Origin of the sequence: Methanoregula sp. PtaB.Bin085 (assembly GCF_002067035.1) — an archaeon.
GTDB lineage: Archaea > Halobacteriota > Methanomicrobia > Methanomicrobiales > Methanospirillaceae > Methanoregula.
In genome coordinates, this window is record NZ_MVQB01000027.1 from 23,974 (window position 1) to 38,129 (window position 14,156).

Below are 14,156 nucleotides of genomic sequence, written 5' to 3' on the forward strand. Positions count from 1 at the left end.
ATGATGAAAACTACGGGGATTCAGGATCTTATTTTTGTGAGAACTTCCCGCCTCAGGGCCTCTCCGAGGCACGGCGGGGCCAGAGCAAGTTCCGGGAAACGCTCACTGAAGGCCGCGGCGGGAGCGCCCCCGCGGGGGCGGCGGCAACTGTCCTAAGGGGGTATGGGGGCATCTGTCCCCATCATTCTATCATTGAGCGTAATTTTCATGAGAGATCCATTCCTACAACGCACCCCATGGAATTGCGAGGGTCGACAGACCCCGGTCGCCCGCGGTTCCCTCGCAATCTGACGTTCTACCCCGGGAGAGATTTTCTCCAGAGCTGGTTTTTCTCAATGACCGAAAGACAGGGGAGACCTACCGCTCCATCCGGAACTTAAGGAAGATGACGTGGTAGATGGCGTAGAACCCGCAGAGCACCGCCGCAGTGTACCCGAGGATCGCGATCCAGCCAATCTCCTTTGGCAGAGTGAAGGGGCTTGCCTGCAGCACGAGCGATGACCCGACGACGAGCGAGGCCACGACCATCCCGACCATGAGCTTGTCGGCTGCCTTGTCGAGGGCCATCTGCAGTTTCTGGATATCCGTGTCCACGATCTCGAGCTTGAAGGTCCCGGTCGAGAGCCGGCGCAGCATCAGGTTGAGGTTGCGGGGCATGTCGAGGATGGCATCGGCTGAATCGAGCAGCGTCATGGACGCCCGCTTGAGGTAGCCGGCGGAGAGGGTGTTGGTGTCCGCAAGCTTGGTAAGGTAGGGGGTGACCTCCTTCTCGAAATTAAACTTCGGATCGAGCCGGAGGCCGATGTCGAGCACCATCATGAAGACCTTTAAGAGGAGCATCAGGTTCATCGGTACCCTGAGCTGGTAGCGACGCATCGACTCCGTCAGCTCGGTGACCACGAGCTGGAAATTGAGCTGGCCGACATCGTCCCCGCCTCCGAAGTCGTGCATCATGATGTACAGGTCGTCCCGCAGGGGCTCGCGATCCTCTTCAGAGATCGCGATACCGAACCCCTCGAGGGAGCGCAGCATCAGCTCGATATCGTCCGTCGAAAGGGCGAAGAGGAGGTTGATGAAGTTCTGCCGTTTCTCCGGTCGCAGGATGCCGACGATCCCGAAGTCCAGGAACACGATATCCCCCTCTTTTGTCACGAGGAGGTTGCCCGGGTGGGGGTCGCCGTGGAAGAATCCGTCCTCGAAGATCATCTGGAGATAGGCGTTGAAGCCCCTCACGCCGACCTCGTGGGGATCGAGCCCGAGCGCCGTGATCGCCTCGGGATCGTCGATACGGACGCCCTCGATGTATTCCATGACCAGGACTTTGGGCGAACTGAACTCCCAGTAGATCTTCGGGAACCGGATGCCCTTCGCGTTCCGGAAGTTCCGTGCCATCCGGTCCGCGTTCCGGCCGTCCCGTGTGAAATCAAGTTCCTTCACGATCTGGTGGGCGAAGTCGTCGACCATGCCGGTCGGGTTGTAGAGGCGGAACTCGGGGAAGACGAGCTCGATCCGCTGGGCCATGGAGAGCAGGATGGAGAGATCGGTCTCGATGATCTCGCTGATGCCGGGACGCTGGACCTTGATGGCAACCGGCGTGCCGTCGGTCAGGTACGCCTTGTGGACCTGCCCGATGGAGGCAGAAGCGACCGGGGTCTCGTCGATTGCCGAGAACCAGAGCTCGAGGTCGGGGCAGTTCTCCTCGAGGGTGGTGTGGATCTCGGCAAACGGGATCGGTTTTGCATGGTCCTGCAGTTTCTTGAGCTCGTCGATCATCTCCGGCGGCAGCAGTTCCGTCCTCGTGCTCATGATCTGGCCGAACTTGACGAACGTGGGGCCGAGATCCTCGAGGGCGAGCCGGATCCTTTCATAGACCGTTGACGCTTCCGGGGCCTTTCCCGGTTTCCTGGGCGTCGGGAGCCGGAACCGTGCCCTTCCCGGGAAGAGCCGCTCGAGCCCAATCCCGAGACCGTACTGGCCCAGGATGTCAAGGATCTGCGCATACCGCCTGATACTGGAGACCATGATTAGTGGTACGTTCTCGTGATACAAAAGGTTGCTTTCCTGCCGTTCTGGTTACGCGATCGGCAGGAATCAGGGTTTCCGGAAGACAACGATCCGGTTCGTGTTGGTCCCGGATGCCATGTTACCGATACCCCAGATGTTCGAGGTCTTGGTGAAGTGCTGCTGGTTTATGATCACGCACGGGCACTCAAAGCCGGCACTAAGGCCGAGCGGCACGACATGCTCCTCAAGCCGGATCGTCCGCTTCCGGACCTCGCCCACCTCGAATGCGACAAAACCCCCGGGGCGGGTGACACGGTACAGTTCTTCGAATACCGCCCCCATGACCCGCGTCCATTCCCCCACGCTCCGGGCCATGGTGATCGACTTCCCGACATCATCCGCCGCAAGGCCGTTGAACCAGCACCGGAGCCAGTTGTCGTCGCGGTACTGCACGATGTCAAGGAACGGCGGGGACGTGACCGTGAGCTGCACCGATTCGTCCCGGATCTCCGGCGTGCTGCGGGCATCGCGGGTCAGCAGGACCGCCTTCTTCCCGGCCCGGGCAAGGTTCCGTATCTCTGCTTCGGGCATGTTCCGTACCAGGCTCCGCGTCTTTGCCAGGATGATCCGGTGCGTGTCCCGGTAGTCCGGTTCCTGCCCGCGTTTTTTGTTGATCCGCTGCTGGCTCCGTTGCGATACTGCCTGGTTGGGAGGCAGGGTGTAGACCGAAAAGAACCCCTTCGAATGGCCGGTCAGGCGGTTGGTTGCAACCATCGCGATCCACCGGTCGACCATGTCGTCCCGGCAGCCGGCCTTCCTGTTCAGCAGGTACGTCCGGAGCGCCACGATCTCCTTCTCCGTACCGGGGTGGTAGAACATGGAAAGGTCGATGTCCGCGGGCGTATCGCCCCGGGGGATGGCACCGAGTCTCTTTTCAACCACGGGAAGGGAGGGCAGGAAAAACCGGGGCTCGGTCATGATCCGTGACAGGGGGTTTGCATCGTTTGCGATAACGTCGCGGCCCATGAGGCCCGCCTCGATGACGGTTGTTCCCCGTCCGCTGAACGGGTCGTACACGGTATCCCCCTTCCGGGTCAGGAGGCCGATAAAGAACCGGGGCAGCTGGGGCTTGAAGCAGGCGCGGTAGGAGACCTCGTGGATCGGGGATGCCTGCCGCTGCCGGGAGGTCCAGAACTCGTTGGTGAAGAGTTTCACCGTTTCAGTCCCGGAACCCAGCTCACGCGTTTCCGTGGAACGGCCGTCCTGATTCCGGAACATGCCGAGATACCGTACGAGGTCATCACCGGTGGAAATGTTCGGCGCTGTCGCCATCTCGTACAGGATGTTGGCGGACAAAGGTAAAAGGGTGTATGAAACGGCGTTCTGTTGCCCCCACCGATATCCTGAAGAGGAGGGCGCACCAAGGGGGGCATGGTGAATACCCGGGATGGCACGGCCAGCCGAAGAAACCCCCCGGCGCCCCGGCGCCGGACGGGAATTTTTAGAAAGGACAAAGTACATCTATATCGGGAAGAGCGACCAGCAGCGCGGCCTGCCGCAGCCACCGATCGAACTCCCGCCGGATCCCGGCCTTCCGTTTTTCGATCTCCCCCGTCCGGAGATCCTGGAGATCCCCCCGGTTGATCTCAGGACCGCAATCGAACAGCGGCGGAGTGTCCGCGCATATGCCCGTACACCGCTCAGTCGTGAAGAGCTCTCCTTCCTCCTCTGGTGCACGCAGGGTGTCCAGCAGGTGTCCGGAACGTTCTGGACCATGCGCACGGTCCCGTCTGCCGGCGCCCGCCACGCGTTCGAGACGTACCTGCTGGTGAATGCCGTGAGCGGGCTCGACCCGGGCCTGTACCGCTACCTTGCCCTCTCGCACCGCCTCCAGCTGGCTGACCAGGATCCCACGCTTGCCCACCGGATCACTGCCGCGTGCTTCGACCAGCAGTTCATCCTCCGGAGCGGTGTCACGTTTATTTGGACCGCAGTCCCGTACCGGATGACCTGGCGGTATGGCGAACGGGGCTACCGCGACCTCCATCTCGATGCAGGGCATGTCTGCCAGAATCTGTACCTCGCCGCGGAGGCTGTCGGCTGCGGAGTCTGCGCCATCGCGGCGTTCGAGGACGATATGATGAACGCGATTCTTGGAATCGACGGTTCTGACCAGTTCGTGATCTACCTCGCGACCACCGGGAAGAAAGCGTGACGGAGCGCCGGTCAACAACTATGAGGTGTGGGCGCCCGTCGTGTCAAATGCCGGCGGATACCGGACGGTCCCTGATACGCCATCCAGTGCATTGTCTTCGAGCGGGAGCACCATGAAGGCTTCATCGGGGCAGGGGAACGGTGCATGGATTCCGAATTCCCGTGCGGGAACGAATCCGAACCTCGGGTAATACGCCGGGTGGCCGACGACGATCACGATCCGGTTCCCGAGACGCCGGCATTCCTTCAGCCCCTCTTCTATAAGGGCAGCACCGATTCCAAGGCACTGGAAATCCTGGTGGACTGCAAGGGGGGCGAGGGCGAGGGCAGCCGTTTCGGACCGGTCAGAGACGATGGTGACTGGCGGGAAAAGGATATGCCCGATGATCCGGTCGCCGCAGACAGCCACAAGGGAGAGCCCAGGAAAAAAGTCCCCGTCGTGGCGGAGTTCCCTGACGAGCCGTGCCTCGCCATCCTGCCCGAATGCCTGGAGATTGACCTCAAAGATAGCGTCGGCATCCCCGGCTCTTTCCGGCCGGATAATGTATGAATCCATCTCTTAATCTGGGATGGGTGAGATGATAAAGGGGATTTGAATCACCTGTGCCGCGTCTGCTGGTGAAAGGGTGAAATAGCAGACACCGCGAACCATTAGATAATGAACGCCACCCTCCGGGCATATGCCGACCTGCTCCGCATCCAGTTCTCGTTTGCGTGGCCGCTCCTCTTCTGTTCCGGGTATCTCCTCGCAACCGGACTCTCCGGCCCCGTGATCTGGGCAGAACTTCTCAAAGTTGCGCTGATCGGGTTCTTCGGGTTCGAGGCGGGGCTGGTGCTGAACGACTATGTTGACCGGGAGATCGACAAAAAGAACGCCGGAGACAACCGCCTGACCGGCTACTGGCGGTTCTTTGGCACCCGCCCACTGGCAGAGGGCCTTATCCCTCCCCGGCATGCGCTCATGCTCTTCTGCCTCTTTGCCGGGATTGCTGCGGTTCTCGTCCTGACACTGCCCTACCCCCACTCGGTCTACGTGCTGCTCATCATGGCATACAGCTACGTGGTCGAGGTCTTCTACCAGGAGGAGAAGCGTATCCCGCAGGTCTTTCCCTTCCCGCAGGTCATCGGGCGGACTGACTTCGCCCTCTTCCCGGTTGCCGGCTACATCTGTGCGGGGCTGCCGGATATCACTGCAGCCCTGTTCTTCCTCTTCTTCTATCCCTTCGCGCTTGCACATCTCGGCGTGAACGACCTCATAGACGAGGCAAACGACCGTGCAAAAGGACTGCGGACCATCCCCACGATATACGACGCTGAGCGGACCCGGATCTGGATAGCCGGCTTCACGGTCATCCATATCATGATGGCATTCCTCTTCATCAGCCGGCTTAGCAGCCTTGCCCGGCTGGGAGTGTTTGCCGGCCTGGCCCTGCTCATTGTCGCCAATATCATCATCCTCCGGCAACGCACTCCCGAAGGCGCCCTGAAAGCGCTGCCCCTCTTCCATGGTGCGATGGTGTTGTACGCAGGCGGAATCTGTGCGGGGGCGCTGCTGGGGATCTGATACTGTTTTTCTGGCAGGCAGTATTTTCCGAAATAACCAATGTGCGATTTTCAGATCATGTTTGCGATCATGATCGCGATCGAAAACCAGATCCGGATCAATCAAACCCTGATTTCATTGTCTTCATCAGACTCTGGTTTTTTATTTTCAATCAAACCCTGATTGAAATTTTTCCGGCAGACCTTGATTGAAATGCAAGATTCCGGAGCAGTGTTCCGACGGTGGGCGGGACACTAACCTGATAAAAACCCGTTTAACTTTTTACAACCAGACCTTGATTGAAAAATTTTCAGCAGACTTTGATTGAAATATTTTTAGCAGACCCTGATTGTAATATTTTCATCGCGACCAGGACCCTGCTTGAAAATGTGGTCCGGATAGACCATGGTTTGATTGAATTTTTTACCAGATTATGGTTTTTTTTCATTTTCTGGGTTTTATTCTGAGATGATGCCCCCTCTTGCGCCAGCCCTGCCCCCATTGGGGGCGGGGGCACTTGCGATAGTGCCGGAACAGGTAATACAGCATTATCACAATGCGGAGGGGTGGATTCGGGAGGGGACAGGCACTGTCCCCTCCCTGAGATTTAACAATGTAAACTCATATCCTCAGCAGCCGCTCGTTCTCCCGCAGCCACTCCCGGCGCTTCCGGTAGTCGGGCATCAGCCCCTCCACCTTCTCCCAGAACCTCTTCGAGTGGTCTGGCTGCCGGAGGTGAACGTGTTCGTGGACGATCACATAGTCAACAATCGAGAGCGGTGCCTGGATGAGTCGCCAGCTGAAATTGAGCCCGCCCCGGTGGTTGCACGAGCCCCAGCGCTGTGTGGCATTGGTGATCCGGATACCCGTCGGGGAATACCCGGTCATCATCGAGAACCACATGCACCGCGACCGGATCTCCTTGGCTGCCTCCTCCATGTACCAGTGCCGGATTGCCCGCGGGATGTCGGGCCGGATGGTGCGGGGAACAACGAGCCGGTCGGTGCGCCGGATTGTCGTGCCTCCGTCATCAGCGATGTGCAGCGGGTAGGGGCGGCCGAGGAACCAGAAGATCTCGCCCTCCCCGTAGGAATGCGGGACAGCCTGCGGCCTTTTTTTCATCTCGCAGATCTTCTTTAAGATCCAGCCGCTCTTCTCCCGGATTGCTGCTTCAATCACCGCATCGGGCGCCCGCAGCGGGGCCCTGACGATAAGGTGTGCATCCGGTGTAACGATGAGAGCAATGGTGCGCCGCCGCGAACGGATTACGTTCTCGATAAGGATTTCAGTCATGGCCGGACCGGTACTGTGCTATGGATGTACTGTCAGCCGGAAGGAGGAAAAAGGTAGGGGCCGCGGCAATCGCGTGCTGCACCTGAAAGGACCGGTCCCGAAGGACACGGGACGGGACAGATCATCCCCGGCTCAGCACGATGGAGACGACACTGCCCGGGATCTGCGATTCCAGCGACTGCTTGAGGGATGCTGCAAAGTCCTGCACGTCCCCCGCCCGCTGCTCCGGGTCGAAGCCAAGGAAGATCTCGATATAGATCCTTCTCCCGGAGCGGCGGGATCGCACACCGTGGAAATCGTGGTACTTGTCAAACGAGTCCGCCAGTTCGCGGAGGATGAGGATCTGGAGATCCTCCTCGAGGGTCTTGTCGAAGAGGTCCGGAAGGGACGATGAGATCTCGCGGTATCCCGCGAGCAGCAGGAACCCGATGATGACGAACGAAACGATCGGATCGATGTATTCCGCAAGGTGGTGGGATGCAAAGACGACCGAGACGACGAGCGCAAAGAGGATCAGAAGATCAGAGAAGGTTTTGGCCCGGCGGAGCCGCCACTGTGCTTCAATAATCGGGGAAGGATCGCGCTGGGCCCTGCTGAAGTAGGTCCGCCAGTGGTAGGAGTCGGCAGCTGCGGCGAGGATCATGAGGGGGATGCCGATGATCGCTGCATGAGTATCGAGCGGCTCGGGATGGAGAAGCCGGAAGGTGGTGAACGCGAGCAGGATGCAGAGAGATACTAACATCACGCCGCCGGTGATGATGCGGGTGAGGGACTCGAACTTGCCCATCCCGTAATCGTAGGAGAATTTCCCCCCTCTGGTCACTCTCCGGATGACCATGAGGGCAAATACCGAAGCCAGCATCTCGTTGGCAACCTTGATGACGTCAGCAAGGAGCGTGGCGGAGCCGGAGAGGATGACCGCAACAGTCTCGGGAATGATGATGATGAGGTCCATGAAGAGACCGGTCCGGACCAGCTTCTCCAGGGGCTCGTCGGCCGCAGCGGTCCCGCTGCCGGGTTCCTTGTCCGCCATACGTGTAGGTACCTGTTGGCAGGGAACCGATAAAAAACTGCAGGAATTTCAGGTGAGAGAGGAGGGGTGGATGCGGGGCCGGGACGCTGGATCGTCCGGGCCGCTAGGTAACTCCGGATTTTCCGTTGAACCCGTCGCTCACGACCTTGCCATCCCTGAGCCGGACAATGCGATGGAAGTAATCCTTGTGCCAGTCCTCGTGGGATACCATGACGATGGTCTGTCTGAACTCCTCGTTGATCTCCCGGAAGAGCTCGAGCACCATCCGCGAGTTCTCGGAGTCGAGGTTGGCGCACGGTTCGTCGGCGAACAGGATATCCGGCCGGTTCACCATGGCCCGGGCGATCGAGACACGCTGCTGCTGGCCGCCCGAGAGCTCGCGGGGCAGGTGGTCCCGGCGATCGCACAGGCCGATCCGCTGCAGGATCTCGTAACTGTCCTTCTTAATCTGCTCTCCTGTCCGGTCCTTCCGGAGCATGGCCGGGAGGGAGACGTTTTCCATCACGGTAAGGTCGGGAACCAGCGCGTAGTCCTGGAACACGTAACCGAGCTTGTAGAGCCGGAACATGGTCCGCTCGTAATCGGTCAGGCTGCCAAGATCGGTGCCGTCGATGACAATCCTGCCGGAGCTGGGGTAGTCCAGGAGACCGAGCATGTGCAGGAGCGTTGTCTTGCCGCTCCCGCTCGCCCCCATGATCCCGAGGAACTCGCCCTTCGCGATATCCATGGTCACGCCGTCGAGAGCCCTGACCTCGACGCTGCCCATTCGGTAGATCTTCTGCAGATCGGTAATCTCGATCATATCAGGCCCTCATCGCACTCTGGATGTCCTCGCGGGACACCTGCCAGGCCGGGACATAGCCGGCAACAACCGATGCAAGGAAGAGGATCAGGCTGTTGGTCACGTAGTCCATCGGCGTCAGGTACAGGGTTGCCGACCACTCGGGGGTCACCACGGGGTGGGCAGCCATGTACAGGGAGATAAGGAACGTGAGGATAACCCCGCAGAAGATCCCCATCACAGCCATGATCACAACCTGCATGCCGTAATTATGCATGATGACCTCCTTGTCAACGCCGATCGCCCGCAGGATCCCGATCTGCTTGCGGCTGTTGATGGTCTTGATGGTGATGACGATGAAGAGCACGACCGTCGTAATAACAATGCCGACGATGAGCGAGACCATGTTGATGATGGCAAAGCTCTGGAGGGCGCGGCCCATCCCCTTTTCCAGGAGGTCGCTCATGGTGGAAACGCTCTCCGCAACACCGTACTGCTCGAGTTCGTTCTTGATGAACTTCTCCGTGTACCCGGGCTTGGTCTTGACCGTGATGTATTCCGCATGGTCAAGGGTCTGCCCCTCCACCTGCTCCATGTCACTCCATGTTGTAAAGATCGTCTGGTCTGCGGAATACCATCCGGTAGAATAGATCCCCTTGACCCGGTACTCGCGGGAGTATCCCGGCCCGTACTCGACCGTAATCGAGTCGCCGACCTGGACACCGCCGAGCGATGGCTGGAACTCGTCCTCCTGCTTGATGGTCCGGTCGCCGGCAACCGCCTTACCGATGATGACCTCTCCGGTATCGTCCTCGCCAAGGTAGCTGCCGGCGATAATCTTCGAGTACAGGGGAGAAACGAACTTCTCGTCGCCGGGCTTGATGACCCGCACCGAAACGCCCAGCACCCGGCCCCGGTACTTCAGGGTCGCCGCCTTGGTCAGGTGGGGGGTCGCCCGTTCTACGCCGGGCATGCCGTTGATCAGGTCGAGCACCGCATCGAGATCGTTGACGTACTGCTCCCCGCTCTTGGGACCGACAAGGACATTGCCCGTCTCGTAATCCACGATCTGCGCGGTGATGCTCTGCCCGATCCCGTTGAAAAGGCCGGGCAGGAAGACCATGTTGGTGAAACACATCGCGATGATGAGCACGGTCAGGACAACGCTCGACCGGCTGCCCCGCTGGAGCGACCTGAGCGCCAGCAGGAACGCGACATTCAGCTCTTTCTTTCCCATGGGAACTTACCGTCGCCGTTGACCTTCGGGAGGTACCAGTACCGGTACCCGGCAAACCCGAGAATGACAAGGACAATCAGCAGCACCACGATCGTCCCGGTCATATCCGTTGGCGGGACCCGCAGGTTCATCTGCCGGGTCATCGTGTGCGTGCCCATGTCGTCGGTGTAGGTTATCGTCAGGTTGTACGGGTGATTGCCGCCCTGTGCCCCTTCGAGGAGGAAGATGACCGGCGCATCGTTGCCGGGCTTAATTTTCCCGATGAACGCCTCCTTTTTGCCCTCAACCGGCAGGTCGATGGTTGCCGAAACCTGTTTTGCCTCGCCGGTACCGGTGTTCTCGACCCGGATCGTGAGATCGAATGGTGTGCCCTCGGTCAGGCGGGGTGGGCTGGTGTCGACCGAGACGAACCCGAGCTCTGCCTTGCCCTTCATCATAATGTCGATCCCGGTCTGCTCGGTGACAACGGACCCGTCAAGGGCATTGTAGCTGACCGTCACCGGTACCCGGACCAGCCCGCTCTTCGCGTCCTTGTCGGACAGGAGGGCGATGTTCAGTGTCTTCTCCGAACCGGCGCCGATTGTGCCAAGGTGGTACAGGTCGGTGGACTTCGGCGCGACATCCGTGCTCACGTTGACGAGCTTCAGGGTGACGTCATCCGCCATCAGCTGGCCGGCATTCTTCATCGTCAGCGTTACCGGGATATCATCACCCGGGTTGACGCTGGCGGGGAGCGAACTTTCCAGGATCAGGATAGCCTGCTTCTGGATACCGGAGGCGGTGTTGACGTTGACCGGGATGGGATACCGGGTACTCCGGCCGCCCTTGGTATCGATCCAGACCTCAGGGAAGTACATCCCGCTCTTTGATGGTGCCCGGATAGAGAAGGTGATGGTCGTTGACTGACCGGGACCCAGGTCACCGATCCGATTAAAATCCTCGGTCAGGACGCTTACCCCTTTCTCCTCAAGGTGGATATTCTCGATATAGACGTTGATATCGGTCGTCCTCGTCGTTCCCGCATAATCGGGCGAGAGCGCGGTACTCTCGCTGACCGAGGCCGTTGAAGCCGTATTCCTGATGGTGACCGTGATGGTTCCCATACTGTCCGGCATCATGACTGCCGGGGCAGTTTTGTAGTCAGTGATCGTAACGGTAGGAGTCTCTGCCTGGGCCGGCGGGATAAAAACAACCATCAGCCCGAACAGCACGATGAATGCTGCAATGGTACCGATCTCCCGGGATAATGTCATGTTCATGGTTCTTTCGCTCATACTGCCTCCAGTTCAACCGACCCGACGCCCTGGGTGATGGCGATCTCGTTTACCGGCAGGGTGGGATTGAACCCGGCAGTGGTGTAATGTTCGTCAGTCTGTGCAAGGCCGCTGGCATCGGTATCCCCGACACCCTGGTGGAGGCGGATACGGGTATTGCTCTCCTTTCTGACACGGAGAGTCAAATCGCCGACACCGTTATGGATGACCGCGCTGAACGGGCCGCCGTGGTAATCGCCAAGGTCGATGGTCGTGTCCCCGGCGCCGGTGTTGACCGCAAGGGTTGTCAGGTTTGTATTCCCGAGCAGGATATCGCAGTCGCCCGCCCCGGAATTCACCGTCAGGGCAAACGGCACTGCATTGTTCAGGTTCACGTCCCACGTGTTGTCCCAGCTTTCGGGAGAATGGGCAAAGACCCAGTCTTTTTTCTTGTGACCCGTTTCGGTCATAACCACCCGTTTTGCCGATCCATTCATGCTCACGGCATAGTCCGGCTGCATAAGGGGACTTGCGGAATATACGGTTGTTTCCATGAGATTGTCCTGCTGTGCCCCGCCGTGTACGGTGAGGTCACCGGCACCAAGGATGATCCGGACTTCCCCGGAGGAGGCACCGTCAAGCGGGAACGAACTGGTATTGGCTGACCTGAATGCCGTCCTGTTGAAGGGGGATGCAACCGGCTCCGGGCCGGGCGAAAATCCTCCCGAGAGCGCGAGGATTGCAAACCCGGTTATGTATGAAACGATCGAAATAGCCACAAGCCAGAGGATCACCCGGGTTATCGTCAGGCGGGATATGCTGGCCGAAACAGCTGCCAGGGGATCATTGTCTCTGGTACTCTCAGGTTTCATGATGCACTCTCCGTTCCCGTTATGACCCTGATGTTCCACTTGAGATACCGGATGCAGACATGGTAGAAGAACCGGCCAAGGTAGTAGTTCCCGATGATGACGAGCAGCCCGGTTGTTGTCATACCGATTGAGATGAAGATCCCGGCAAGAGGGGAATACCAGATGGAGTATGCAGAAATTCCCGCGATCTGGAGCAGGGACCAGATGACCCCCGTAACCCCTCCAAAGGTGATCATCACCCCGACAAGGAAGATGACTGCCAGCATCACGACAAGGAGGATGAACGGCACGAGTACGAAGACAAGGTTGAAGAGGCCGAGGCCGAGCGTGGCGACAACCGCATGGACAATATTTGTGCACGAGCGGTTATCCTCGGCCTTCTTTACCAGGTGCATGACCCGGATCTCCCGGGCAACATCCTCGGGAGAGCCCAGGGACTTCCAGAGCTCCTCATCCGTTCTCCCGTTTGTTTTGCCGATCGAGAAATGCTCCGAATAATCCGAGAGGATATCGTCGAGCTCCTCTTTCGGGAGCGTTCCTTCAAGCCGGGTCCTGAGGATCCGGATGAATTCCTGTTCATTCTGCTGCATTGTTCTTCCCCTCGAGGAGCGCATTCACCGAAGCCGCAAACCGCATCCATTCTTCCTTCTGTTCGTGCTCTTCCTTCCGTCCGCTCTCTGTCAGCCGGTAATACTTCCGGGGAGGCCCGCCTGCCGACTCCTGCAGGTATGTCGTAACATACCCCTCGTCTTTCAGGCGGTGGAGCAGCGGGTAGATCGTTCCTTCCGAGATATCGATCCGTTTTGATATCTCGCTGACCAGTTCGTACCCGTAACAGTCCTTGTGCGCCAGAACAGAGAGAACGCAGATTTCAAGTACGCCTTTCTTGAACTGGATATTCATGGCTTCTTCCCGAATACAGGGGACTGCCCGGCACCGGTACAGGGTTTCTCTGGTGTTTTGAGTGCTGGTTTTTTTGGATTCCGGAAAATCCGGAGAGGGTAGGGCCGGGCAGGTCCGTGTTAATTGCTTAACACAGTATCTTGCATTGCAAGGTACTTACTATCATTGAGAACGCGCAATATATATAATGATCGTTTTTGTCGGGATCGTTCCGTGTTCTCCCATAAGGCCACCGGCGATGCTTTCATACTGACATGCCCGGGCCCGACCTATCCTGAGTCTCAGGTGTACTACCCAAAGACATAAAACTTACCATGAGTAAGATTAAGTTACCGGGAGTATCGAGTCCCTGATGATATTTTTCACCCAAGCCGGAGATATTCCATCCCATGCCGCGCATCATTCCCGAATACAAGGAAGAGGTCAGGAAGAAGATCATCGATACCGCGTACCACCTTTTCATGGTCAGGGGATACCATGGGACAACCATGGAAGAGATTGCCGGGGCGCTCGGGGTCACCAAGCCGGCGATCTACCAGTATTTCCCGGGAAAGGAGGACCTGTTTGCAGCGGTTTCGGAGCGGGGCCGGCAGGAACTGAAGGGCATCCTCGAGCGCTCGTACCGGGACCGCGATTTCCGGGGCGGCAGCGAAGCCCTCTTCGATTCCCTTTCGCGATACACTCCGCAGTTCTATGGCATGTTCTCGGAGATGATGATCCTTGCACCGCGGAACGAACGGATCCGCCAGATCCTCGAGGAGGACCGTCGCGGCGACATTCTTGTCATCGAGCGGTTCATCGCCCGCCAGCAGGAGAAGGGGCTCGTTCCGCCCCGGCTCGATGCCAACACCCTTGCCCTGGCAAGTCACGCCATCATCGGCGGCCTGCTCCTCGACATGAGCACCGGGCTTGACAGAGGAGAAGCAAAACGGATCTGGATCACGACCGTTGAAGCGCTCCTGAAACCATCCTGAACGGGTATCTCGTGCAGGAATGACGGAAAAGAGCGCCCCGTCTCCTCAT

At 58.9% G+C, this 14,156-nt stretch carries 14 protein-coding genes; 3 read left to right on the plus strand and 11 right to left on the minus strand.

Going from position 1 to position 14,156, the window contains the following annotated elements; translation table 11 throughout:
- Positions 1 to 357: 357 nt before the first annotated feature.
- Positions 358 to 2,022: an AarF/ABC1/UbiB kinase family protein gene (locus A4E33_RS05210; protein ID WP_292346630.1), complete on the minus strand. Its 1,665-nt coding sequence runs from the start codon at positions 2,020 to 2,022 to the stop codon at positions 358 to 360.
- 69 nt (positions 2,023 to 2,091) lie between these two features.
- Complete coding sequence (locus A4E33_RS05215; protein WP_292346631.1) at positions 2,092 to 3,360, minus strand: DNA methyltransferase; 1,269 nt, start codon at positions 3,358 to 3,360, stop codon at positions 2,092 to 2,094.
- 91 nt (positions 3,361 to 3,451) lie between these two features.
- Between A4E33_RS05215 and A4E33_RS05220 the strand changes: the two genes are divergently transcribed.
- A complete protein-coding gene (locus A4E33_RS05220) occupies positions 3,452 to 4,219 on the plus strand; it encodes a SagB/ThcOx family dehydrogenase (protein WP_292346632.1) in 768 nt (255 codons plus the stop codon).
- A gap of 18 nt (positions 4,220 to 4,237) precedes the next feature.
- Here A4E33_RS05220 and A4E33_RS05225 read toward each other — a convergent pair whose 3' ends face one another.
- Positions 4,238 to 4,774, minus strand: coding sequence for a GNAT family N-acetyltransferase (locus A4E33_RS05225; protein ID WP_292346633.1), 537 nt, complete (start codon positions 4,772 to 4,774; stop codon positions 4,238 to 4,240).
- 102 nt (positions 4,775 to 4,876) lie between these two features.
- Between A4E33_RS05225 and A4E33_RS05230 the strand changes: the two genes are divergently transcribed.
- Positions 4,877 to 5,782, plus strand: a complete 906-nt coding sequence (locus tag A4E33_RS05230; protein WP_292346634.1) for a UbiA family prenyltransferase — start codon at positions 4,877 to 4,879, stop codon at positions 5,780 to 5,782.
- A 600-nt stretch (positions 5,783 to 6,382) separates the two neighbouring features.
- On the opposite strand, the gene A4E33_RS05235 is transcribed toward A4E33_RS05230, so the two are convergent.
- The 8 genes from A4E33_RS05235 to A4E33_RS05270 all read right to left on the minus strand — a co-directional run bounded on the left by A4E33_RS05235 (position 6,383) and on the right by A4E33_RS05270 (position 13,133).
- Entirely contained in the window at positions 6,383 to 7,054 is a 672-nt protein-coding gene (locus A4E33_RS05235) for a M48 family metallopeptidase (protein WP_292346635.1), read from the minus strand.
- Between the two features lie 121 nt (positions 7,055 to 7,175).
- Positions 7,176 to 8,087, minus strand: a complete 912-nt coding sequence (locus tag A4E33_RS05240; protein WP_292346636.1) for a cation diffusion facilitator family transporter — start codon at positions 8,085 to 8,087, stop codon at positions 7,176 to 7,178.
- 103 nt (positions 8,088 to 8,190) lie between these two features.
- Positions 8,191 to 8,889: an ABC transporter ATP-binding protein gene (locus A4E33_RS05245; protein ID WP_292346637.1), complete on the minus strand. Its 699-nt coding sequence runs from the start codon at positions 8,887 to 8,889 to the stop codon at positions 8,191 to 8,193.
- 1 nt (position 8,890) lies between these two features.
- Positions 8,891 to 10,105 (minus strand): ABC transporter permease, encoded by a 1,215-nt coding sequence (locus tag A4E33_RS05250; RefSeq protein ID WP_292346638.1) that lies wholly within the window; start codon positions 10,103 to 10,105, stop codon positions 8,891 to 8,893.
- Positions 10,087 to 11,379 carry a COG1361 S-layer family protein gene (locus A4E33_RS05255; RefSeq protein WP_292346639.1) on the minus strand — a complete coding sequence of 431 codons (1,293 nt, stop codon included), beginning with the start codon at positions 11,377 to 11,379 and terminating at the stop codon, positions 10,087 to 10,089. Before A4E33_RS05255 ends, A4E33_RS05250 begins: the two co-directional genes overlap by 19 nt.
- Positions 11,376 to 12,230, minus strand: a complete 855-nt coding sequence (locus tag A4E33_RS05260; RefSeq protein WP_292346640.1) for a toast rack family protein — start codon at positions 12,228 to 12,230, stop codon at positions 11,376 to 11,378. Before A4E33_RS05260 ends, A4E33_RS05255 begins: the two co-directional genes overlap by 4 nt.
- Positions 12,227 to 12,820, minus strand: coding sequence for an HAAS signaling domain-containing protein (locus A4E33_RS05265; protein ID WP_292346641.1), 594 nt, complete (start codon positions 12,818 to 12,820; stop codon positions 12,227 to 12,229). The genes A4E33_RS05260 and A4E33_RS05265 overlap by 4 nt, the downstream gene beginning before the upstream one ends.
- On the minus strand, positions 12,807 to 13,133 hold the full coding sequence (locus A4E33_RS05270) for a PadR family transcriptional regulator (protein WP_292346642.1): 327 nt from the start codon (positions 13,131 to 13,133) through the stop codon (positions 12,807 to 12,809). Before A4E33_RS05270 ends, A4E33_RS05265 begins: the two co-directional genes overlap by 14 nt.
- Before the next feature lie 389 nt (positions 13,134 to 13,522).
- Here A4E33_RS05270 and A4E33_RS05275 point away from each other — a divergent pair, with 389 nt between their 5' ends.
- Positions 13,523 to 14,107: a TetR/AcrR family transcriptional regulator gene (locus A4E33_RS05275; RefSeq protein ID WP_292346643.1), complete on the plus strand. Its 585-nt coding sequence runs from the start codon at positions 13,523 to 13,525 to the stop codon at positions 14,105 to 14,107.
- Positions 14,108 to 14,156 lie beyond the last annotated feature (49 nt).